Here is a 20,725-nt window from a genome sequence, read left to right on the forward strand (position 1 = left end):
AACTGGGTTCCAAGGCCCAGTGGAGGGAAGGCAACAATATCTTGGATCGTAAAAAACTTTTCTCAAAGTGTTTTAAGGCAGATAGAATCAAAGCAATCATTAACGTGTGCTAAAGAGGTAGTTCGTAATTATAGGACTAAACTACAGATTGCAGCATCAGGCATATAAAATGAACATAATAATTTCTTTTTTGTTATTGATTATATCTAGTAATGCACTTGCAAGTGCTATATTGCAATTCCCCAAATTAAAGTGCTCAACAGGTACCTTACAGTTAAATATTGTTGATGTGTCTTTTTGCCCACTGACAAGCAACTTAGAAAGAATAAACTTTCTTGGGTTGTCTGAACAAACGGTAACCATACTCAGTAATGGTGAGGAATTAACGATTGGTCTTAACCCTCCAGATATTTCAATCTCAAATCTCCATAAGAAATTTAACCTGACTGTGCATGAGTTTTTTTTGAGCTTGTATGAAGGCACATTAAAAACTGATAATTTGGGGTTAATAAAAGAAGCGTTTGATATAGATAAATCAAATAAGATGAAAGTTTATAAAAAAGGCAATGTATTCGCTTTTACTATTACAGGAAGTAATGCAGATTATGACAGGATTTATTTAAATAAAATAGATAGTGATGTGATTTATCAAATTACAGGTGAGTTTGATGAAAAGGGAGTTTTAGATATTCTTTCAAGGATAGAGTATTAAACCTGAGGGTAAAGTAAATGTGATAAATATGTTACTCCCTTTGCCCAAATTAAGAAAGTTCGATTGGGTAGTTATTACTACCTCTTTACTTTTATCTTGCTAAATATCAGTCGCATTTCAGTGAGCCGGAATCTAACTGAAAAGTACGGTATTCCCCAATATAAAAACAGCCGTTGCTAAGTTTGTAAGGTTAACTTTGATCCTGTGCGTTTTATGCAAAGTAGTAAAAGGCAGACACAAATTTATTTCTAAAGTGGTGACGATTCAATATGAAGTAAGCATGCAAGTGCACGTTTTAACTGCTTATGCAAAGCAGAATCTATCTTTTTGATGGCTATTAAAAATGGGGGATTACCAGCTAAGTATATTCTCTCATTTATTGGGCCTAGCTAATAGTATTATATTAGTTCAACTACGTGTTCTGTATGATTAGAGCAGTTAAGTACACTGTTTGTATCAATTAAGGAGAAAGATGCATGAACGAAGCAAATTCAGTCAAAGATGCCATTAATGCTTTTTACAAAGGCGCTGGAATTAATCTAAAGTTCACCGGTGAGGTTAATGAAAAGGTAGCTGAAATATTTGGGAAAATGGTAATTGAAACTCAAAAGTGTACAACCGCACTAAAGTGGGTGCCTACTCCAACAGGCGGAAAAGCGACCATTACATGGGTTGCGAAAAACTTTACAAAGAGTGCGATTAACCAATTAAAGGAAGAGCAATCTTTAACTTGTGCTAAAAAAGTAATTTTAGACTATAAAACTTCATTGAAATTGGCGTCCTTAGGTATTTAGCTATGAGGTTAATATTAATACTATTATCCATTTTCACTTGTACCGCCAGTGCTAGCCAATTTCCACAGTCATCTTGTAGTGGCACCCCTTATTGGCTAGAAGTTTCTGCTATCAAATTGTGCTTGGAGCCAGAAAATGTAAGTTATCTGAATGTGTTAAATTCAAAATACACATCTATGTCAATAGTATACGATGGGCGTGAGTATATTTTTCAAGTACAAACGGTGGAAAATGCAACGGGTGGACTTCATAAAAAATATGGTTTATCGGCATATCGTTACTTTCTAGCCCTAGCATTAAAAAATAACCTTAAAGTAGACTACTCAATTGCTTACGAGATACATGAGTTGAAGTCCGAACATGAAATAAATGTTTATGAGTCTTCTGAATGGGCAGTTTTTACCTTAATAAGTAACCATAGAAGTTTTGACGAGGTATTTATTATAAACAAAAAGAGTCAAAGCATATTTCAAATAGGGGGAAAATTTGACCAAAAAACGATTATGAGTTTACTTTCTAAGGTGAAGTTACCATAAAAGTAGGGTGACAGTATAAACGATTGGTCGTTTTTGTATCGTTAAAGGGTATGTAAATCATATGGGGCAGGCACAAATTTTTGCTGAAATTAAGCTACTCAGCCACTGTGTAAATATGTAGTTTTAATTTAAGTTGAACAGGAAATAGTGGTAATTGACAGAGACTCAGTATTTGAAATATGTCTGTCCATGTTTATATTTTAAACTTTGTGGCTACGCTAATAATAGTTCAAGAAGAAGCGAAATAGGACAGGCACAAATTTATTGCTCAAATCACGTTAATTGACTACTGTTTAAATATCCAGTTTTAAGTTGAGTTGAATGGAAATGACAAGAGCAAGGAAAGCACTGATAGATTTGTCGTCGACGTCTTATTATCACTTAATAGCGCGGTGTGTACGCCGTGCTTTTTTGTGCGGAGAAGATGAATACACAGGTAAATGAGCTAAATAGGACAGGCACAAATTTATTGCTCAAATCACGTTAATGGACTACTGATGAAATATCCAGTTTTAAGTTGAGTTGAATCGGAATGACAAGAGCACGGAAAGCACTGATAGATTTGTCGTCGACGTCTTATTATCACTTAATAGCACGGTGTGTACGCCGTGCTTTTTTGTGTGGGGAAGACGAATACACAAGTAAAAACTTTGACCACAGACGAACATGGTTAGTCGAGAGAGTAAAGTTGCTAAGCAGTGTATTTGCCATTGAAATAGCGGCTTATGCCATTATGAGTAATCACTATCATTTGGTTGTTAAAGTGAATAGGCAGCAAGCACTTAGTTGGTCAAATAACGAGGTAATATTTAGATGGTATAAGTTGTACAAGGGCAGCCCAATCATTGATAGATACATTCACGGCGATATTCTCAGTGAAGCAGAGCAATTGCTTGTATGGGAACTGATTGAAAAGTGGCGATCTCGCTTATACGACATCAGCTGGTTTATGAAAAACCTCAATGAATACATAGCAAAAGAAGCAAATAAAGAAGATGGTTGTACGGGTAAATACTGGGAAGGGCGGTACAAGTCTCAAGCCTTGCTAGATGAAACGGCATTGCTCAGTTGTATGGCTTACGTAGATTTAAACTCAATCCGAGCTAACATGGCAAATAATCTAGAGGGTAGTGATTTGACCTCAATTCAAGAGCGCATAAGGCACTTTAAAAATGCCAAACCAAACGCACAAAAATCTAATCTAAATAATGAAAATGCGCATCAAATCAAACAGCCAAAAATACTAAAATCGTTTGGAACAAGAGAGTATGAAAATACATTACCTTTTTCGTTTTTGGATTACCTCGAGTTAGTTGATTGGACAGGTCGTCATGTTCATCCGAAAAAGAAAGGGTACATACCAAAGAGTGTGCCCGATATTCTAGTATCACTGAAAATTGAAGAGGTAACTTGGTTAGATAGAGTGCAAAATTATGGTAATCACTATGGCAACTTTGCAGGCTCGAAAAGGGTATTAAGAGCGCATGCCGCTAAAAATGATGTAAATTGGTATAAGGGAGTAGGTTAGTAAAACTTGTTTAAGCCTTACTTATAAATCAAGTTTTTGCTTGCTTAAAAAAGTGAAAACATTCCTATTAGAAGTTGATGTCTAATGACAGGTGTTTCTCGATATTTCTATAGTGAAGAGCCCATTGTTTTGTAATGATATCTCGAAATTTGCTTCGCTTTTAAAAGGAGCGAAATAGGACAGACACAAATTCATTGTTGATTTTATCCACAAAAAAAGCAAACTTAAGACGTGTAACTAATTGTAGTAAAATAAAGGAATATTGATGAGTAAAAGTATTCAAGTAATCGCTGGGGTTATTTTGTTGCTTTCATTTACTGTTATGGGAAACGAAACCCAACTAACTCTACTGGAAATGGAAATTGATAAAATTGCAGAAGAGTCTATACCGGCTAGTGGGCCTGGGTGTTCAGTTGGCATCATTAAAAATCAACAATTCTTATTCAAGAAAAGCTATGGTTTGGCAAACATCGAACATCAAGTTCCTCTTAGTTCAATATCAGTATTTCGTATGGCTTCTGTATCCAAGCAATTCACTGGGTTTTCGGTATTGTTACTAGCAGATGCAGGGAAAATTAACCTTGATGATGATATACGTAAATATCTTCCCGATTTGAAAGACTTTGGTGTAAAAGTCACTATTAACTCGATGTTAGGTCACGTTTCAGGGATGGCAGATTACGATACACTCAAACCGCTTTTACCTAAACCATTACTGTCTTCTGCTGGTGGTCCTTTCAGGCTTGGTGATGAGGATTACCTGACTAAAGATGAATATTACGATGTCATAAAATCGCTTCCTTTAGAGCATCAACCTGATACTCAACAAGCCTATAGCAACTTCGCTTACTTTTTATTGTCGGAGTTAGTTGCTAAGGTCAGTGGAATGTCCATGCGGGAGTACACGACAAAGCACATGTTTGAACCGCTTGGTATGCATAACACTTTTTTTGCTGACGATATGCGAGAGATAGTACTTAATCGTGCCCAAGGATATAGAACATTCAAAGATAATGTATTAAAGAGTTATGAAACGAATATTTTTGTAGTAGGTGACGGTGGTCTTTACACCACACTGGAAGATATGTTGATTTGGGATAATCACTTTTATAACCCGAAATTAGGAGATGTTCCTAATAAATTGATGGCTCAATTCAATACGCCAAATAGTCAACACACCTACGAAAACAACGGAATAACTTTTTATGCTAACGGGCAGTATATTGAGCCTAATTATACGCTGCACAATGGCGGATGGATGGGGACAAGTACGAGTTATATCCGTAGGCACAAAGAGCAAGTCGCCTTTATTGGTATGTGTAATAGCTCTTCACTTGATGCAAATGTTTTTACTTACGAAATGCCGAAACTCCTAACTAAACTTAAAATTTGGGATGTGACTGACCCTGAAATTTTTTAGTTTAATTTTAGTTTTCAAAAAATAAAGGTTTATCGTGGCGGGCAATTAGTAAGGCAAGTTAAATTACACGGCCTCGCTTTTTGCAGTCATTTGGACAAGTACAATTCATTTTTTTGCCGAAAACAATGCTAGCCAAGTCGGGGTGTTTTTGGGTTCGGGCAGTTTGTTATGTAACTGAGTAATTGAAGGTTATTTTAAAAAATAAAGCGATTTATTGACAATACATAGTCATATAACAACCTGACTGTATGTAAGTAAATGCCTCACATGGGCAATCTTTAGCTGTTTCAGGAAGACCACCACCAACTTTTCTTGTTTGCTTTTTAGGTAGGTTCTTATTCTCTGATAAGCACTTTACTTTCTTAATGTTGAGTTTTAACTTCAAATTATTGCTCCTTTTTCGTTAAGTTTTTGTTTATTTTTTGTGATATTGCCCGGTGTTTTATTGATTTTCAAGGAAGGAATGTGATTTTTTATGTCAAAAAATTAACCTGTGTGTTGGATATATTGCTATATATGGTTTAAGAAATAAGAAGGTCAATTTATTTTTCTTTTGGTGTTAAAACCATATGGGACAGACACTAATTTTTTGCTGAAAAAAACTGCTCAGCCACTGTGTGAATATTCAGTTTTAATTTATGTTAAAAATGAACTAGTGGTAATGAGCAGACATAAAGCTTTTAAAAACGTTCGTCTATGTGTATTTCTTTTCTATCGGCCCTCTTTATTTCTATGCTTGCATTTTGTTTTCGGTATTAGCCAAAACAGGAGAGGTTAACCCATAGCAAACTTTTAAAACGTGTCATTATCGATGGTGTACCGCTATCTAGAGGATGCAGTAATAAAGTGTAATAACGTTTGCCACGCTTATGGATAATAATTAGAGGTGTATCATAACTGAGTTGAAATTATATAAATTTACTCACCAATATAGAATAGGGATAAGTTAACATGACAAAGTCGCACGATAATAAATTTACCTTCGATCTTGAAGGGCTTTCAAGCGTTTCTTTCGTCGTTAAAGATTATAAAGTCACCGAAGGGCAACCGTATAAAGGTGTAACTTGTGACGGTAGAACGCTTACAGTAAAGGCTGGGCGCCACAACTCAAGTGACGTAGCAACTTGGTTTAAAGAAAGAATTAATATCGGAGGAATAGCGAAAACATATAGTAGCCACTCTCCATCCAGCCTTAACTTTGCCGTAACCGGCACTCTAACACTTAATATGGAAAATGGTGTCACCTATACTTTTGAAGACTTTGTTTTAGGCCAAGGTCATTTTTCAGGTAACAATAACTGGTGGATTGGCTCCACATACATGGTCGGCGTAACATGGACTAATGTAGATCAAGAGTATGCTACCAACTTAGTTTCAGATACATTAAGCCTAGCCGTTGACATTATTTCAGAAGATCCTGAAGGTGCTATCGTCGACAGTGCTAAGCTCATTGTTGATATTTTAAATAACCGTCAAGTCGGCTCAGGCTCAATTACGGCGCGAACGAGTGAATCAACAACTGCCGTTGAGTTATTCTTATTTCAGATGGACAACTCTGACACGGATATTAATATGACAGGTTTCTACAAACGGCCATAAGTTCTGCCCTAAAAAATGCCTAAACCAAAGCACAAATGGCATGCTTGCTTATATTTATTATTATGATAAAAAGTAAGCATGAGGTATATATCTTTACACTTGATTTGTGTGCATGACAACAGGTGGGGAGTACTCGGGACTTGTCATTTCCCCACTGAAGCTGCACTACATACTTAAAGTTATTCGAGCCTTTATATCAAAATCAGTAAGTATTTATACCTACATGACATGGCTATTAGTACTTATTGACAAGGGCAAGTAGTAGGTCAAAAGTTGGCTTTCATGAAGTTAAAGGCGTTAATGTGTGTGCTATCTATAGTGAAAATGCGGTTCTTATGGAGAAAGGCCTAAAAAGTACCATTGATCACGCAACGCGTTTGTCTTAAGTTTGGTCGTTAGCGGGTTTATAAAATTAAAATGCTCAAAGGGGGAGGAGCTTATATTTGACCAAAGATATTTGATAAAGGCGTTTTTATAGCGAATGGCACTTAATGCCAACGATATATAATATTGCTCTTCGATTGATTTTTTATTTCATTGATTAGTTCTCTGCTTAAAAAAAGCGAACTATTGTCTTCACTCCTTAAGATATGTGTGTTTACATTTATCGGGGAACTATTCTCATAGCCTATAATGTATAGGTAAGAGTAATTCAATTTTAAGTCTGAGTGTTTTAATTCTATTGCACCTTCCTGAAGCTCGATGTTATTTTTTAAATAAGGTAATAGATTTTTTAAAAGTTTTTTATTTATAAATATTTTCGGAAATATATAAAAATCAAAAACTAAGTCTGGGGACGTTGACCCTTCTATCTTTTTTTCTTTTATAGGAAAGGTATCTAGTGAATTAATATTTAGCTCATAAAATTTTCGCATTAAAAAAGCTCCGGAACTTTTCCATCTTCATATATGGGCTTAACGACAAGGCTTGAGTCATTGTTCATTGCTAAGTACGACAACAATTCTTCCCCAAGCTCTTTAGACACTAGAATAGTACCTTTAGCTTCTTCGATCATAAAAATGTTTCTTTTATATTTGGGTGTTTTATTTAACTGTTCTAAGTCAAGGTACAAGGATAATATCTTTATGTGATTTCTTCTTTTAGGGAAAACAAAAATCTCACTTTTTTCCATATCTGCACATTTAATTATATTTTCAATCGAAATTAGGCTGTAGTTAGGCAGGGTTTCAAAGCTCTCGTCACTAATTGATATAGGAAAAAATCGACATCTATAAGGGTTGTATTTAGAAAAAATTCGGGCTATATCTTCATTGCAAATCACTTCACCTATTAAGTGGAAATCTTTGGTTGATTTTAATGTACATTCTTCTTTTACTGTTACAACCTCATCCACACTCACATGAGGGGAATCTAGGTGACAATAGTAATCAGTCCTATCGCTCGTTATAATTGAACTATTATTGTTCATTAAATTTTCAAATATCAAATAGTACTCTGTCATTTTTATATAGTTTTTGATTTTTGTTAATGCTTTGTTTTAACTGGATTTGTACGAAAGTGACATTATATTTAGTAGACAAAGCTATTTCGAGTATTTTACTGCTTTTATTTTCAGATATGGTAGTTTATCTTACAAATAGCTATACCAAAAAACGTGAGAATTATGAAACAAGAAGTTTTAAAAGAGTTCATTCAAAAAGTTTGGAATGAAGGGGATATTAATGCCATACCGAAATATATTGCTGACAAATACACCATAGTTCATGATCCTGCCGATCCGTGGGAAGGAATGGAGCTAGATGTAGCAGGTTTTCAAAGAAGAGTGGCAACATCTCGTGAGCCAGTTCCTGATCAGACCTTTGATATTCAGGAAATGTATGAAAAAGAGGATAGTGTTTGTATTACTTGGCTTTGGAGTGCAACGCATCTAGGTGAAATCGCGGGTATGCCACCTACAGGTGAAAAAATAACAATGTCGGGTGCCACGGTTTATTATTTTAAAAATAATAAAATCACGGGCCACTGGCAGGTTGCTGACCGATTAGGTGTTTTTCAACAATTACAAAGCCATCAAAATAAAGAAGGCTGATAGTATATTTTTGGCTATGACTTAAAAAATTTAAACTAAGCGAATTTTTGGTTGCTTGGTTAATACAGATTCATAACAAATGCTGTTTTTTGCACTGTCTAAAATTTTCCAATGTTGATACTGACAGTTGTGCTGATTTACAAATACGGGAAGGAATGTGGCAACGATTCAAATAGCTCGATTTATTATTGCTTTTGTATGGCTCTACCATGGGCTTGCTCCTAAATTAATACAGATTGCACCCATAGAGCAGCTAATTTCAGAAAGCGTTGGCCTAGGGGAGGAGCTAACTTATTTATTGATTAAGACCGCTGGAGTGGGTGAAGTAATTTGGGCAATCGTGTTCTATTTCTTCTATAGGGTGAAAGCAATTTTATTATTAAATATCTTTGCTTTAATCGGGCTACTCATTGGGGTTATGATCCTACAACCTCAGTTATTAGTTGAAGCTTTTAATCCCGTAACAACAAATGTTCCACTTATTGCTTTTACAATCATAATTTTGAATGCGACAAGCAATGAGCAGAGTAATAAGTAAGCTTGTATAAAAGGCAATACCTTATTTTTCGAAATAGATAATTTGAACGTGAGTAAATAATACACTGATTTCTCTTGATTCTAGTTGGGTAAAGTTTGTTGCTTTCAGTAGAACAAAAGGTGGTTAATGCAGAGTTCAATGAGTAAAGTTAGACGGTTTTTATATATAGTAGAGTTTGTCTTGGCATTTGGACCGTCGCTTATTGTGTTGGTTTTGGCGCTTATATTTAGCCCGGCTTTGCTTCTAGGCCTCGATCAAGACATATTGAGTAAGGCGTTAATCTTTGTATTAATAATATTAGGGTTTGGAGGGTTTTGGGGGGCAATAAGCTTAATTACCCTTACTCTGTTTCCGCTTCAGGAAAACACAAAACCAACCAGATTGAAGCTATATATTACGTCTGGCGTAATAGCATCGTCGGCGGCAAGCTTTTATGCTGGGACAATGAGCTTATATTTGCTCCCTGTGTTTATAGCACCGCTATTGGTGACATTACAATTAGTGATAAAACAAAGGCGCTATTTTTCGACCTAAATTAGTTATGTGCTTAATTAGCAAAGGCACAAGTTTGAACCAATGATGACAGTAATCAAAGGTTATTGAGCTGAGTAGGAATATTAGACTGTAGCATTGAGTACGATCTAGTATTATAGACGAGGATATTAATAAGTTAGATATTGATATGTTATTTTGAAAATCGAATACAACATGGTTGAAAAAAGTTGCTGCGCACATAGCGCAGCAACGAGATATATTTAACAACGTAAGGTTGAATAGCAGTCATACTCTGGAGGATTGGACGGGCAATTTAAAAAACTAGGGCAAATAGTTGTACAGCCTAAGTTAGTAATATCAGGTGTAGTATTGTGTCTACCTCCTGCAATATTAGGTGTGGCCCCTTTGTCTAGGTTGCCAGCAGTCTTACTCAAATTTTTGATTTTCTTTTTCTTAAACTTAAGGTTCATAATCATTCCTTGTGTACATGTTTTTGTTAATTACCAAAATTAAATATACATTAGTAGGGAAAATATCAAAGTAAATTTTTGTAAAATGGGTACGCAAACAATAAAGCTTGGCACGTAAAAAGCCGTTTTTTAATAAAAATTTCACTGATTTTTGTTTAGCAAATAGTGGTAAAAAACTTGATCTGTGCTTTCATTTAAGTTCGCAATTAATTGCTTTTATACTCAGTGTCATGATCACTGTAAGTATCGGGAATAACAGGGAGTTTGTTCAATGTTTAAGTTTGCTTATCTAATAGTGATATTTGCTACATTTAATACATCAGCACAAAACAATACGTGTGGCTCTCTTGAGTCTTTATCTTGGATTGTTGGTAGCTGGAGTTCAAACACTAGTAAGCTGAAAATTAAAGAGTCATGGAAAAAAGTAAGCAATAAGACGTTTGAGGGATCAGGCTACACTTACTCGATAAAAATGAGTAAAACAGTCAGTGCTGAAACTTTACGACTAATTGAGATGTCAGGAGACGTGTTTTATGTGGCAAAAGTTGCAAGTAATAGTTTACCAATTGCATTTAAATTGACTAGTTGTACAACTGAAACTGCAATATTTGAGAATCCTAAGCATGATTTTCCTAAAAAGCTAACTTATCAACTTAAAAATGAAAATAACATTACTGTTGCGGTTACTGGAGAGGAGGGGAGAGGCTTCTCAATTAATTTTATGCGTGAAGTCAAAAAGTGACAGCTTAAAAAGGGTAGTCTAGCAAAGTAGGGGAGCTTAATTCATATAAAAATCTAAATATCATTTCTTCCAATCTATTGTTTTTTATAGCAACAATGTTTATGACTTCAATTAAATTTTGAGTTTTCATCGTTAAGCCTCCATCGATAATCCCAAATATTTTTAGATTGATCTACTTCTTCACGCTAGGTTGTTGCATTGAACTAGGTCCGCATTCTATTTCTTCCATTTCGCTATTGATCTAATTGGTAAAGTAAGGCTTTACATTATACGTAAAAATCAACGATGGACTTTTAGTAAAATATAAGATTGGAAAGTGCCTTAATTATAAGGTGGTTTTTTAGGAATTAAGTCTATCTTAAGTGATTAGGTAAATTGATAGTCTTATTCAATATAAAATGGAAGGAAGTTATCAGTAAAAAGTCCTTTAAATTCTAATAATTGAAAAATATCAATATTATAAAATGTTACAGTGAAAAATCAATAAAAATATAAGTTGTTGTTATTTATGCTTTAAATTCAACTTTTAAAATTAGGATTGTTATATTTCACCCTTTTTAAAGTATCTGGTTTGTAAAGCTAAATTCTGTTTGTTAATGTTATTTACAACCACTGCTTAGTGGGATAATTAAAATAATAAATTTAAAATATCGTAAAATTAATAAGGGTAATTATGAATTTACTATCTAAAGTCGCTATTGCTTCTATAAGTGTTTTGTCTGCTAGTGTTTTTGCTGCTGGAGACCAAAAGGTCAACTGTAAAACAACGACAGTACAAACACCATATTGGTATGGTTGGGCTAGCTGCCGCGCTTCTGGTGAGTACCTCACTGAGTACGTCAGCCAGTATCATTCTCAGTGGATAACATTAACAGAAACAAAGTATGAGAATGGTAACTGGACAACTTATAGATGTGATGCATCATTACCTAATAAAGGATATAGCACCAGTTCAAGAGAGTCATGCCAGTATACGCCTAAAGCGAATATAACAGAGCATCTGGTTGAATCGCATTATGACCACATTACACGTACCACTTATTATCAAGCGGACGTGATTGTTGCAGATTTTAATTACAGTGATCGCGATGGTCAGGTACAAAAGGTAGAGAAGTGGGTAAATGGAGTGAGCACGACCCGTGGCCATGTAGATATTCGCGCTACAAGCACAGTAAAACTAAGAGTGACAGATAATGACGGTAATGTAACCGAGACGACTAGAACGCTAACACCACCGATGATCCAGCAATGTCGCCGCGGTGGCATGTTGATCCTATGTGATGATAACTTCCTATAATCAGTGGCTTATATTTATCTACTAGCAAAAAGCCAAGGTGGATGAGGTAATTTAAATCACATAAAATATTGAACTATACAGTCAAACTGTGTAGTTCTTTTTTATGTTTAAAGCATAAGCTTTTATAGTCAGTTATCCGCTTTGGCAATTTGACTACGTCTGGGCCTTTATACATTACTGTTTTAAGTTGTCACTGATTTTACGCGCTCGTGTATCTGTCTGCTATAACCTCAGGTTACGAGTAATCAGTCAATAAATTAAAGTTTTCTTTTTAGCTAAGCCTATAAAACTAATATGTAAATTATGAATTAGAATAAATGTGCTCTTGGGTATTAGTAAAGTCTCCTGCGTGTAAAGTTGGTTGAATATTAAACTCAATCTTTAATGTTCAAAAAGTGGAGGAAAGCGAGGGCATAGGTATGGACGATTTAAGGTCGGGGTGATGGGGGGTATTAACCACCCAATCATGAGCAATTAATACACGCGGGTCTTATAGACCAAAATGCTACCTAAGGCTTTGAAACTGCTGCAAGGCCTTGCCAGTCTTCTAAGTCTTGATCTGGTTTTTCTTGCCTAAATTGAGCGTATTGAGCTACACCCATCTTATCTTCGAGAATATCGACTGTAATGCCTTTTTCTTTTAATAGTGCTTCGTTACCGCATGCATTGCTAACATCGCCAACAACCACGCGTTGAAAGCCTCGCATGTAAAGTAAGGTTGCGCACACATCACATGGACTCAAACTGGTGTAAAGCGTGGTTTGTGAAAAATCAATTCTGCCAGCGTCACGAATTGCTGATGTTTCCCCATGGTTATACGGGTGCGACTCTTGAACCAATGTATTGTGGCCTTTACCGACAATTTGCTTGGTTGCATTGTTGACGATAACAGCACCAATCGGGCATCCGCCTTCTATATAACTTTTTTTAGCAAGTAGTACAGCTATGCGCATATAGTCTGCGTCACTTAGCTTTTGATTAAATGCATCAGTAGTGATAACCGGTAGACTTAAAGTTGGCATGTGAGCGATTACGTTGAGGTGAGTATCGTTTATGGCTGTCTCGCCATCGAATAGTGGTTGGATCATGAGTTTATCCATCTAATTACAACTAACTATTATATAAAAGAACAATAAGGAGCAATTGTGAAGTGTGGACATTAACTTAATACTAAAAAATGAGAAAACAGATTTGCTTTTAAAATGCTCACTATCGAACTTGAATTACAAAGTTGTCTATTTCAATATGGTGAACACGACAAATAAGAAAGGAATACACTATGGCAAAATATGAAATGCTAGTTGGGTTGGAAGTGTTGGATGACGTTGTATACAGCCAGTATCGTACCGCTATGAGGCCTATTTTAGAGGAGAAAGGAGGTGAATTTGGGTATGACTTTCGCGTATCCGAAGTACTTAAAAGCGAAGTAACCGAGCGCATTAATCGTGTATTTACGCTGCGATTTCCAAGTAAAAGTATCATGACTTCATTTTTTGATGATCCAAGATATCAAGCGGTTAAAACCGAGTATTTTTCGCCTTCTGTTGGAAGTTTCACAATTATTCGTGGGTATGATGTTGACGAGTTTCATTCCTAATAGTTTAAGGGGGACGTAAGCACTATTTAGTAAGGGCGTGGCTGTTTAAACAAACATGTAGGCAAATACCAGAGCAAATATATTTGAGTGGCGTTTAAAAAAACACCGCTCATTTACTTTTCTTTAAAGTAAAGGTGAAGTTTGCCCTTTTTAATACAAGAGTTTAATTGTATCTTACCGTCAACTTTAATCATGCTGATTTAAAAGGATAAATGATGAAAAGATTGGTGTTGTGTATGGATGGTACTTGGAATAAGCCTACGCAATATGATCGAGGGAAAAGAAAGCCAACCAATGTGGTTAAGCTTGCTAGAGGAGTTGACCCTGTATGCCCTGATGGTGTGCATCAAGTTGTCTATTACAGTGAGGGGGTTGGTACTCATTGGGGTATGGATAAAATTTTAGGTGGCGGTTTTGGTCTTGGTTTGTCGCAGAACGTTTTGCGCGCGTATCAATTTTTGGTCTTGAATTATCAACCCGGTGATGAAATTTATGGGTTTGGTTTCAGCCGCGGTGCTTATACTATTCGCAGCGTAATTGGGCTTATTAACAAAATTGGATTATTACCAAAAGATCATGCTTTTTATATGCCTGAAGCGTATAGGCTTTATCGCAATACAGCGCCTGAAAGTGAAGTTGATAAATTTAAGGCTGAACATAATTGCACAGATGTGTCGATTAAGTTTGTAGGTGTGTGGGATACAGTTGGTGCGCTAGGAGTCCCGTTTGATTTAGATTTTATAAATGGTCGATATCGATTTCACGATGTGAGCCTTACCGAAAATATCGAACATGCTTATCATGCTTTAGCAATTGATGAAAGGCGAGGACCATTTAAACCTGCAATCTGGACGTTACCGGAAGGTTCTAAGCAAACATTAGAGCAAAAGTGGTTTGCAGGAAGCCATAGCAATATCGGTGGTGGTTATTCGCAAGATGGGTTAGCAAATATCTCGTTGCATTGGATAAAGGATTGCGCCAGAGCGCATGGTTTGATCTTCAACGAGAGGTTTTTATCATACTATCGACCTTTCTACCTAGATGAATATCGCGACTCGATGAGTTGGCTCTACAAAATTACAGAGCGCGTGCGTCAACTGGGTATTGGTAAACGCACTAATGAATCTTTGCATGAAAGTGTTTATAAGCGTATTTCTGAAAGCGATAACTATCAACCACAAAATGCCATTGAGTTTATGGAAAAGCTTGAAGATAAAAAACAGGATGCTCAGCACTGACACAATTTAGCGTTGTCATAATACCTGCAGTTTGACAACGCTAAGAAAAGTACAAGACGTTTATTGAGCTAATAGAAACAGAGTCAATTCGTTTAGTTGTAGTGAGTAATGCATGTTTTTGTGTTTGAGTTGAACTGTATCTGATTTGAGTTCTTCATCTCCTATGACTATACAGAAATTACACTTTTGCTTGAAAGGCTCTACCAGATTTTTAAGCAACTGAATGCTAACATGACAACTAGGTGGTTGGCGTGGTGGTGTTTACTTGTAAAACGAATACAATAATTTTCATTTTCTATTTAATTTATGTTGCCTACTTTTCGTGTCTATTCTTTTTATATTTCAAATGTAAACTGGGATGTATTTTTAATAAACGTCTAATTTTGATGTTTTTAATTCTTTCAATTGTGTATTTAAAATTGGTTTAAGTTGTTTTTGGTGGGATGTTTCACCAGATTAAAATTATGCAAGTTGGCTCTTCCATATAATATTGATTTATTGATGTTGGTCTTATTATCTGTTGATATTTTAAAAATATTTCTATTTAAATCAGTCCTTAGTTGTTAGGTTGTTTTTCTTGAATTGGGCTTTAGATGAACACTCATAAAAATAAAAAGTTATTATTTATGACATGTTGATATTGAGATTTTCTCGATGATTTTTTTGCATGAGTAGCTTTGAATTTTTTGTTTGTTAATTATTTTATAATATGAATATAGTGTTTATGGCTTTTAGCCAAAGAGAGTGCTGGACACTTTTTGCTTTAAACACAATAAATATAGGAAACTAATTATGTTAAATAGGATGTTAATTATCTCACTTGCTACATTGTCACTTGGGAATGTAAACGTACTCCATGCTCAGCCAAGCGTAACAGCTGATCAAGCTCGCGTTTCATGCCATAACCCAAGGTATGGTAAGAGTTGGAGTATTCTTGTCTCTGGTAACAGTCAAATTAATTACTATGTTAGAAAGTGCATTTATGAAGGTGGAGCCCCGAGTGTTGATATGTACTAAGCATCAGCTTTGATATTTTATTAAATGCCTATTGTGCAATGTGAGTTTATTAAACACCGCAGTACATATTGCACTTCTGAATAAGTAACCTGCTTTTATTTCAATCCCATAATTATTTTAAAATTCCCGAAACCGGGAAGGTTTGAAAACCGAAAATCTAAAAGTCTCTAAAAATCAACCCCTTAAATTTGGCATGTAATTGGCTCTAGTAATCGAGAAATCATTACTGAGACTGAACATGGACATTAAAGACTCGCTTGCTAAAAGTAAAAAACACACGCCTCACTTGAAAATAGCTTTCTTCGGTATAGCTGGCTGTATTGCATTAATTGCGCTGGCATTTTCAGGTTTTGATAAAAAAGAGCTTGATTTGCATAGTTTGGTCCTCGCTGAAGTACAAAGGGGTAAATTGAATTTAGCAGTATCAGGTTATGGGACTCTCCGCTCTAAACAAAGTCGATTTATTACAGCGAGCCATCGCTCCCAAGTAGAAGAAATCTTTTACCTACCCGGTAGTCGTGTGCAGTCCGATACTATCATTATGCGCTTGTCGAACTCGGAACTAGTACAAGCTTTAAATAGAAGTCGGCTTGCACTCGCAAGACAAAAGGCTACTTTTGAAGCGTTAAAACTGAGTCAGCACAATGCTTTATTGGCGCAACAAGGTCAACTTACGTTGCTAAAAAGTGAGCTTGCGAATGCACAAAACCGCGAAGAAGCAGAAGCAAAATTGATTGCAACAGGCATAGTATCGATACTTGACCACAAGCGTTCTCAGTTAGAGGTGGATCAACTCACCAAGCGGGTCAAATTAGCCGAATTACAACTAACTCAAACTGAGGCATTGCACGCGCAAAGACTGCAAATAGAACAAGAACTAATGCGCGAAGTGGAACTGAGCTTTACTGCAGCACAGCAGGATGTCAATAAATTGCAAGTGCGTGCAGGTATCAACGGCATGCTTCAAGAAGTGAATGTAGAGCAAGGCCAATCTGTTCAAGTCGGGGCGCCTTTGGCTTTGGTTGGCAGCGAATCTGCTTTGTTAGCAGATCTTCAGATTCCACAGAAGCAAGCGAGTAGGGTGAAAGAAGGCCAAATTGGGATTATCAATACCTTTAGTGCGGAGGTAGAAGCGCGTGTCAAGCGCATCGATCCTGTTGTCAGGGATGGGCGCATAGCTATTGAGCTGGAACTAACAGGTGCTTTGCCGGACAACGCAAGGCCATCGTTATCGATTGAAGGGCGGATCATCACAGATATCAAGTCCAATGCGCTTTCTTTGCAAAAGCCAAGCTATATTGCTGAGCAAAGTAATGCATCATTGTTTGTACTTAATTTAAATACAAATCAACTCGTTAAAACCCCCATAGAGTTTGGTACACTCGCAGGTAGCGCCATCGAAATTCGGTCTGGTGTACAAGCCGGCGAGCAAGTTGTGATCTCTGATATGTCTGACTTTAAACACCTCGCACAAATAACAATAACGCAATAATTATAAGGAAACACCATGGCTAATACACCAGTTATCGAGCTTATCAATGTCTCGAAAGTATATATAAGTAAAGATGTAGAAACCCATGCACTCACTGATATCAACTTAAGTATCCATAAAGGCGACTACATTTCAATTAGCGGGCCTTCCGGCTGTGGTAAGTCGACACTCCTAAGTTTGATGGGACTGCTAGACGATATTACAGATGGTTCATACAAAATTGAGGGGGTGGATACCCGGAGTTTAGATGCGGATACCCTTGCAGAGCTTAGAAATCTGCATATTGGTTTTATTTTCCAGTCATTTAATTTAATTGATGAGTTATCTGTTTTTGATAATGTTGCATTGCCACTCATGTATCGTGAGCAAGCTTTGAGTCAAGAGGATATCAAAACGCGAGTCATCCGCGCTTTGAGTCAAGTGGAAATTGAGCATAGAGCAAATCATAAACCTAACCAGCTATCAGGTGGACAACAACAGCGTGTCGCGATCGCTCGTGCATTGGCAGGCGAGCCGAGTATTTTATTGGTTGATGAACCTACGGGAAACTTAGACTCCAAAAATGGGGACGCGGTTATGGCCATCCTAGAATCTTTGAATCAACAAGGCACAACAATTTGCATGGTGACCCACGATCCACGATACGCTGGGTATGCAAAAAAACAAATTAAGTTATTTGATGGTTCAGTATTAAATACAAGTGAATTAGGACCTGAAGCGTCGAGGAAGATGGCATGAATATAGTTCGCTTTTTTAATCAGTTAAAGTTAGCTGTCAATTCTCTTGGTCAAGCAAAAGGGTTCTCCGCTTCCATAATATTAACTTTGTCACTGACGTTAGCATGTTTTTTCGTGGTAATGAGCCTTTTTAGCAGTTACTTTATAAAGCCCCTCAAAGTTGAAAATGAATCACGATTAGTGATTGTCGAACAAGATAATATTTATGAGGATAAAAACAGTTCAGGCTATCAGAGCTTTCAATCGATCGAGCATTGGTATAATACTCAGCAAGTGTTTCAAAAAGCGGCTGCAGTCAGTACCGCACAACGAATTATTACCAGTCTACCAGGACAGCCTAAAATTCATGTGACGTACGCGACAAGTGAATACTACGAGCTATTTAAAGTCCCATTGGTATTGGGCCGCCATATAACCCCTGTTTCTAAACTTGAGGAAAAAGTGCAAGAGGTCGTTATTTCTTATACTTTTTGGCAACGGTATTTTGATGGCGATGACTCTGTTATTGGCCAAACTTTACAAACTGACGGTTTGCGAGAGAATTCATTTAAAGTCGTTGGTGTTGCAGCAAAAGAATTTGTCGACCCATTTATGTTTAACGATGGAAAAGCGCAAGTATGGTTTAACTTTTCCTCAGACGTACGTTATTTCCGTGAAGAAAATCGCAGCCCTTGGTCAAGTTTATACGGCACACTTAAATTAGTGGGGATTTTAAAACACTGGGAAACACACAACAGCGCACAAACGCATCTGTATCAATCTATTCAGCAAGTGAAAGCACAGTGGAAAGAAGACTTTCCTAGCTTAGTAGACTTGAAACCCATTATAACGAGTTTTCGTGAGGCGGAACTGGGTAATAATGATAATTTAGCAATTTTGTTACTGGCTGGAGTCACAGGGTTACTGTGTATCGCATTATTAAATGTGAGTAATTTGTTTATCTCCAGAGCGGTTGTTAAACATAAGCAATTAGCGCTTCAAGCTGTATTGGGAGCTAAACGGCGAATATTGTTTCAGAGTATTTTATTAGAAACAAGTATGTTAATGGCAGCATCCGTGCTGGTGGCATTGTTTTTAGCTGCATGGGGAATTAAACTTTTTGTCTCTGTAAGTGAAGGGTTTTTACCCTTAATCTCCGATCTTTCTCTTGATATCGCAGTGCTCACAAGTGCATTGGTTGCTTGTCTGTTGCTGTCTTTTTTATTTGCTGCAATAACCAGTCGATTAATTGACTTTGGTAAGCTTCGTAAGCAAATCCAGTCTTCTGGAAAAGGGGCGATTAGTCAGGTGAGTGCTCGCACAATAAAGTGGATGGTCGGGGGGCAGTTATTTTTAGCTACAGTCTTAGTAATCTGTGCGACCATGGTATTAAGCAAAAGTCTAGAAACGCTTAACCGGCCACTTGGTAGTGAAACAGAAAACCTGTATACAGTTCAGTTTTTTATACAAGGTATCGAAGAAAGTGTCTCTGAACGTTATCACTATATCGACACTTTTAAGAATGCACTTCTGAATATTGATGGAGTTGAGAAAGTGGCGCATGGAGGAAGTCCTGTTGAAATGAATGTGCTTGCAAGTACAGTGACCGATATGGCAGGGAGAGAGAGTGTGTTTATTCCGCAAGCTTGGGTTGGTCGAGATTACTTTGACGTCACGGGCCTTAAAATCATTGAGGGAAGAACATTTAGTGAAGCGGCGATCCGCGGTGAAAAATATGAGTTTTTGGTTTCAAAGGCAGTTAATGATTTACTTAAACCAAACGGCAGTTTAATTGGAGAGACTTTTGTTAGTTTTGACCCTGATAACCCCGTAGAGGTAGTGGGTATCACGGAAAACTTTAATCATCCGAAATCTTTTGGTAGACACCAGGGGCGCCAATTCTGGTGGGCTGCTCAGCCCTATTCTTTTCCTTATATTGTAAAAATGGAAGAGGGAAGAAGCTTAAACCGTGAATTGGTATTTCAAGCGGGCAGGGGTATTGATCCCCGAGCACACGTTTGGAAGCTAACAGATATGCACCATGAGTATGGCAAGATGACACATATGGAGCGTATGACACGTAATCTCACTATTGTACTTGCGATGTTCACTCTGATTCTTGCCGGTGTAGGTATTTATGGAGTGCTTAGCTACAACTTGGGTTTACGCCGCTACGAGTTGGGTATTCGAATGGCCTTAGGAGCAAAAAGAAAAAGTCTGTATAAACAGTTAGCTAAAGACACTATATTACCCTTGGCGAGTGCATTTATATTGGCAATATTAGTGTGTGTATCCAGCTATCGTAAATTTATGGAGCATGTGAGTGACTATATGCTACTTAACTCCATTTGGTTGACAGCTGTGTGTACGGGAATTGTATTGTTTGCACTGTTTGCGACTTTATACCCTATGAGCAAAATATTAGGCTCGAAGCCGATGGCTTCACTTCGCCAAAATTAGATAGAGTGGTGGGCTAAAGCATCA

19 protein-coding genes are annotated in these 20,725 nt (G+C 36.8%); 16 read left to right on the forward strand and 3 right to left on the reverse strand.

Features of this window, described 5'->3' with window-relative positions; translation table 11 throughout:
- The first annotated feature begins 169 nt into the window (after positions 1-169).
- From AC2CZC_RS16440 to AC2CZC_RS16460, 5 genes are all read left to right on the forward strand, one after another.
- Positions 170-712 (forward strand): hypothetical protein, encoded by a 543-nt coding sequence (locus AC2CZC_RS16440; protein ID WP_484582618.1) that lies wholly within the window; start codon positions 170-172, stop codon positions 710-712.
- 476 nt (positions 713-1,188) lie between these two features.
- Positions 1,189-1,506: a hypothetical protein gene (locus AC2CZC_RS16445; RefSeq protein ID WP_211037571.1), complete on the forward strand. Its 318-nt coding sequence runs from the start codon at positions 1,189-1,191 to the stop codon at positions 1,504-1,506.
- 2 nt (positions 1,507-1,508) lie between these two features.
- Positions 1,509-2,042, forward strand: coding sequence for a hypothetical protein (locus AC2CZC_RS16450; RefSeq protein WP_063360018.1), 534 nt, complete (start codon positions 1,509-1,511; stop codon positions 2,040-2,042).
- Positions 2,043-2,574: 532 nt separating this feature from the next.
- Positions 2,575-3,570, forward strand: a complete 996-nt coding sequence (locus AC2CZC_RS16455) for a transposase (protein WP_484582619.1) — start codon at positions 2,575-2,577, stop codon at positions 3,568-3,570.
- A 265-nt stretch (positions 3,571-3,835) separates the two neighbouring features.
- On the forward strand, positions 3,836-4,990 hold the full coding sequence (locus AC2CZC_RS16460) for a serine hydrolase domain-containing protein (protein WP_484582620.1): 1,155 nt from the start codon (positions 3,836-3,838) through the stop codon (positions 4,988-4,990).
- 211 nt (positions 4,991-5,201) lie between these two features.
- On the opposite strand, the gene AC2CZC_RS16465 is transcribed toward AC2CZC_RS16460, so the two are convergent.
- On the reverse strand, positions 5,202-5,375 hold the full coding sequence (locus tag AC2CZC_RS16465; protein WP_484582621.1) for a hypothetical protein: 174 nt from the start codon (positions 5,373-5,375) through the stop codon (positions 5,202-5,204).
- Positions 5,376-5,941: 566 nt separating this feature from the next.
- On the opposite strand from AC2CZC_RS16465, the gene AC2CZC_RS16470 reads away from it, so the two are divergent.
- Positions 5,942-6,589: a hypothetical protein gene (locus tag AC2CZC_RS16470; protein ID WP_484582622.1), complete on the forward strand. Its 648-nt coding sequence runs from the start codon at positions 5,942-5,944 to the stop codon at positions 6,587-6,589.
- 874 nt (positions 6,590-7,463) lie between these two features.
- Here the strand turns inward: AC2CZC_RS16470 and AC2CZC_RS16475 are convergent.
- On the reverse strand, positions 7,464-8,018 hold the full coding sequence (locus AC2CZC_RS16475) for an imm11 family protein (protein WP_484582623.1): 555 nt from the start codon (positions 8,016-8,018) through the stop codon (positions 7,464-7,466).
- Positions 8,019-8,213: 195 nt separating this feature from the next.
- On the opposite strand from AC2CZC_RS16475, the gene AC2CZC_RS16480 reads away from it, so the two are divergent.
- The 4 genes from AC2CZC_RS16480 (at position 8,214) to AC2CZC_RS16495 (ending at position 12,181) form a co-directional block, all read left to right on the forward strand.
- Positions 8,214-8,639: an ester cyclase gene (locus AC2CZC_RS16480; RefSeq protein ID WP_484582624.1), complete on the forward strand. Its 426-nt coding sequence runs from the start codon at positions 8,214-8,216 to the stop codon at positions 8,637-8,639.
- 157 nt (positions 8,640-8,796) lie between these two features.
- Positions 8,797-9,177: a DoxX-like family protein gene (locus tag AC2CZC_RS16485; RefSeq protein WP_484582625.1), complete on the forward strand. Its 381-nt coding sequence runs from the start codon at positions 8,797-8,799 to the stop codon at positions 9,175-9,177.
- 1,236 nt (positions 9,178-10,413) lie between these two features.
- Complete coding sequence (locus AC2CZC_RS16490) at positions 10,414-10,884, forward strand: DUF6265 family protein (protein WP_484582626.1); 471 nt, start codon at positions 10,414-10,416, stop codon at positions 10,882-10,884.
- A gap of 673 nt (positions 10,885-11,557) precedes the next feature.
- The gene (locus AC2CZC_RS16495; protein WP_484582627.1) at positions 11,558-12,181 is read left to right on the forward strand and encodes a hypothetical protein; all 624 of its coding nucleotides are present in this window, start codon (positions 11,558-11,560) and stop codon (positions 12,179-12,181) included.
- 509 nt (positions 12,182-12,690) lie between these two features.
- Here AC2CZC_RS16495 and AC2CZC_RS16500 read toward each other — a convergent pair.
- Positions 12,691-13,269 carry a nucleoside deaminase gene (locus AC2CZC_RS16500; RefSeq protein WP_484582628.1) on the reverse strand — a complete coding sequence of 193 codons (579 nt, stop codon included), beginning with the start codon at positions 13,267-13,269 and terminating at the stop codon, positions 12,691-12,693.
- Positions 13,270-13,460: 191 nt separating this feature from the next.
- On the opposite strand from AC2CZC_RS16500, the gene AC2CZC_RS16505 reads away from it, so the two are divergent.
- The 6 genes from AC2CZC_RS16505 to AC2CZC_RS16530 all read left to right on the forward strand — a co-directional run bounded on the left by AC2CZC_RS16505 (position 13,461) and on the right by AC2CZC_RS16530 (position 20,701).
- On the forward strand, positions 13,461-13,778 hold the full coding sequence (locus tag AC2CZC_RS16505) for a DUF1330 domain-containing protein (protein WP_484582629.1): 318 nt from the start codon (positions 13,461-13,463) through the stop codon (positions 13,776-13,778).
- 212 nt (positions 13,779-13,990) lie between these two features.
- Positions 13,991-15,016 (forward strand): DUF2235 domain-containing protein, encoded by a 1,026-nt coding sequence (locus AC2CZC_RS16510; protein WP_484582630.1) that lies wholly within the window; start codon positions 13,991-13,993, stop codon positions 15,014-15,016.
- A gap of 792 nt (positions 15,017-15,808) precedes the next feature.
- Positions 15,809-16,033, forward strand: coding sequence for a hypothetical protein (locus AC2CZC_RS16515; protein WP_484582631.1), 225 nt, complete (start codon positions 15,809-15,811; stop codon positions 16,031-16,033).
- Positions 16,034-16,271: 238 nt separating this feature from the next.
- Positions 16,272-17,525 (forward strand): efflux RND transporter periplasmic adaptor subunit, encoded by a 1,254-nt coding sequence (locus AC2CZC_RS16520; protein ID WP_484582632.1) that lies wholly within the window; start codon positions 16,272-16,274, stop codon positions 17,523-17,525.
- Between the two features lie 15 nt (positions 17,526-17,540).
- Positions 17,541-18,263: an ABC transporter ATP-binding protein gene (locus tag AC2CZC_RS16525; RefSeq protein WP_484582633.1), complete on the forward strand. Its 723-nt coding sequence runs from the start codon at positions 17,541-17,543 to the stop codon at positions 18,261-18,263.
- Positions 18,260-20,701 (forward strand): ABC transporter permease, encoded by a 2,442-nt coding sequence (locus AC2CZC_RS16530; RefSeq protein ID WP_484582634.1) that lies wholly within the window; start codon positions 18,260-18,262, stop codon positions 20,699-20,701. The genes AC2CZC_RS16525 and AC2CZC_RS16530 overlap by 4 nt, the downstream gene beginning before the upstream one ends.
- Positions 20,702-20,725 lie beyond the last annotated feature (24 nt).

The sequence above is a fragment of the Pseudoalteromonas sp. MMG033 genome (assembly GCF_057197785.1).

Coding starts and splice junctions, on each gene's coding strand:
- AC2CZC_RS16495 (WP_484582627.1), top strand. CDS start 11,558: ATGAATTTACTATCTAAAGTCGCTATTGCTTCTATAAGTGTTTTGTCT.
- AC2CZC_RS16510 (WP_484582630.1), top strand. CDS start 13,991: ATGATGAAAAGATTGGTGTTGTGTATGGATGGTACTTGGAATAAGCCT.
- AC2CZC_RS16475 (WP_484582623.1), bottom strand. CDS start 8,018: ATGAACAATAATAGTTCAATTATAACGAGCGATAGGACTGATTACTAT.
- AC2CZC_RS16470 (WP_484582622.1), top strand. CDS start 5,942: ATGACAAAGTCGCACGATAATAAATTTACCTTCGATCTTGAAGGGCTT.
- AC2CZC_RS16460 (WP_484582620.1), top strand. CDS start 3,836: ATGAGTAAAAGTATTCAAGTAATCGCTGGGGTTATTTTGTTGCTTTCA.
- AC2CZC_RS16490 (WP_484582626.1), top strand. CDS start 10,414: ATGTTTAAGTTTGCTTATCTAATAGTGATATTTGCTACATTTAATACA.
- AC2CZC_RS16525 (WP_484582633.1), top strand. CDS start 17,541: ATGGCTAATACACCAGTTATCGAGCTTATCAATGTCTCGAAAGTATAT.
- AC2CZC_RS16445 (WP_211037571.1), top strand. CDS start 1,189: ATGAACGAAGCAAATTCAGTCAAAGATGCCATTAATGCTTTTTACAAA.
- AC2CZC_RS16520 (WP_484582632.1), top strand. CDS start 16,272: ATGGACATTAAAGACTCGCTTGCTAAAAGTAAAAAACACACGCCTCAC.
- AC2CZC_RS16515 (WP_484582631.1), top strand. CDS start 15,809: ATGTTAAATAGGATGTTAATTATCTCACTTGCTACATTGTCACTTGGG.
- AC2CZC_RS16480 (WP_484582624.1), top strand. CDS start 8,214: ATGAAACAAGAAGTTTTAAAAGAGTTCATTCAAAAAGTTTGGAATGAA.
- AC2CZC_RS16530 (WP_484582634.1), top strand. CDS start 18,260: ATGAATATAGTTCGCTTTTTTAATCAGTTAAAGTTAGCTGTCAATTCT.
- AC2CZC_RS16440 (WP_484582618.1), top strand. CDS start 170: ATGAACATAATAATTTCTTTTTTGTTATTGATTATATCTAGTAATGCA.
- AC2CZC_RS16450 (WP_063360018.1), top strand. CDS start 1,509: ATGAGGTTAATATTAATACTATTATCCATTTTCACTTGTACCGCCAGT.
- AC2CZC_RS16505 (WP_484582629.1), top strand. CDS start 13,461: ATGGCAAAATATGAAATGCTAGTTGGGTTGGAAGTGTTGGATGACGTT.
- AC2CZC_RS16500 (WP_484582628.1), bottom strand. CDS start 13,269: ATGATCCAACCACTATTCGATGGCGAGACAGCCATAAACGATACTCAC.
- AC2CZC_RS16455 (WP_484582619.1), top strand. CDS start 2,575: ATGACAAGAGCACGGAAAGCACTGATAGATTTGTCGTCGACGTCTTAT.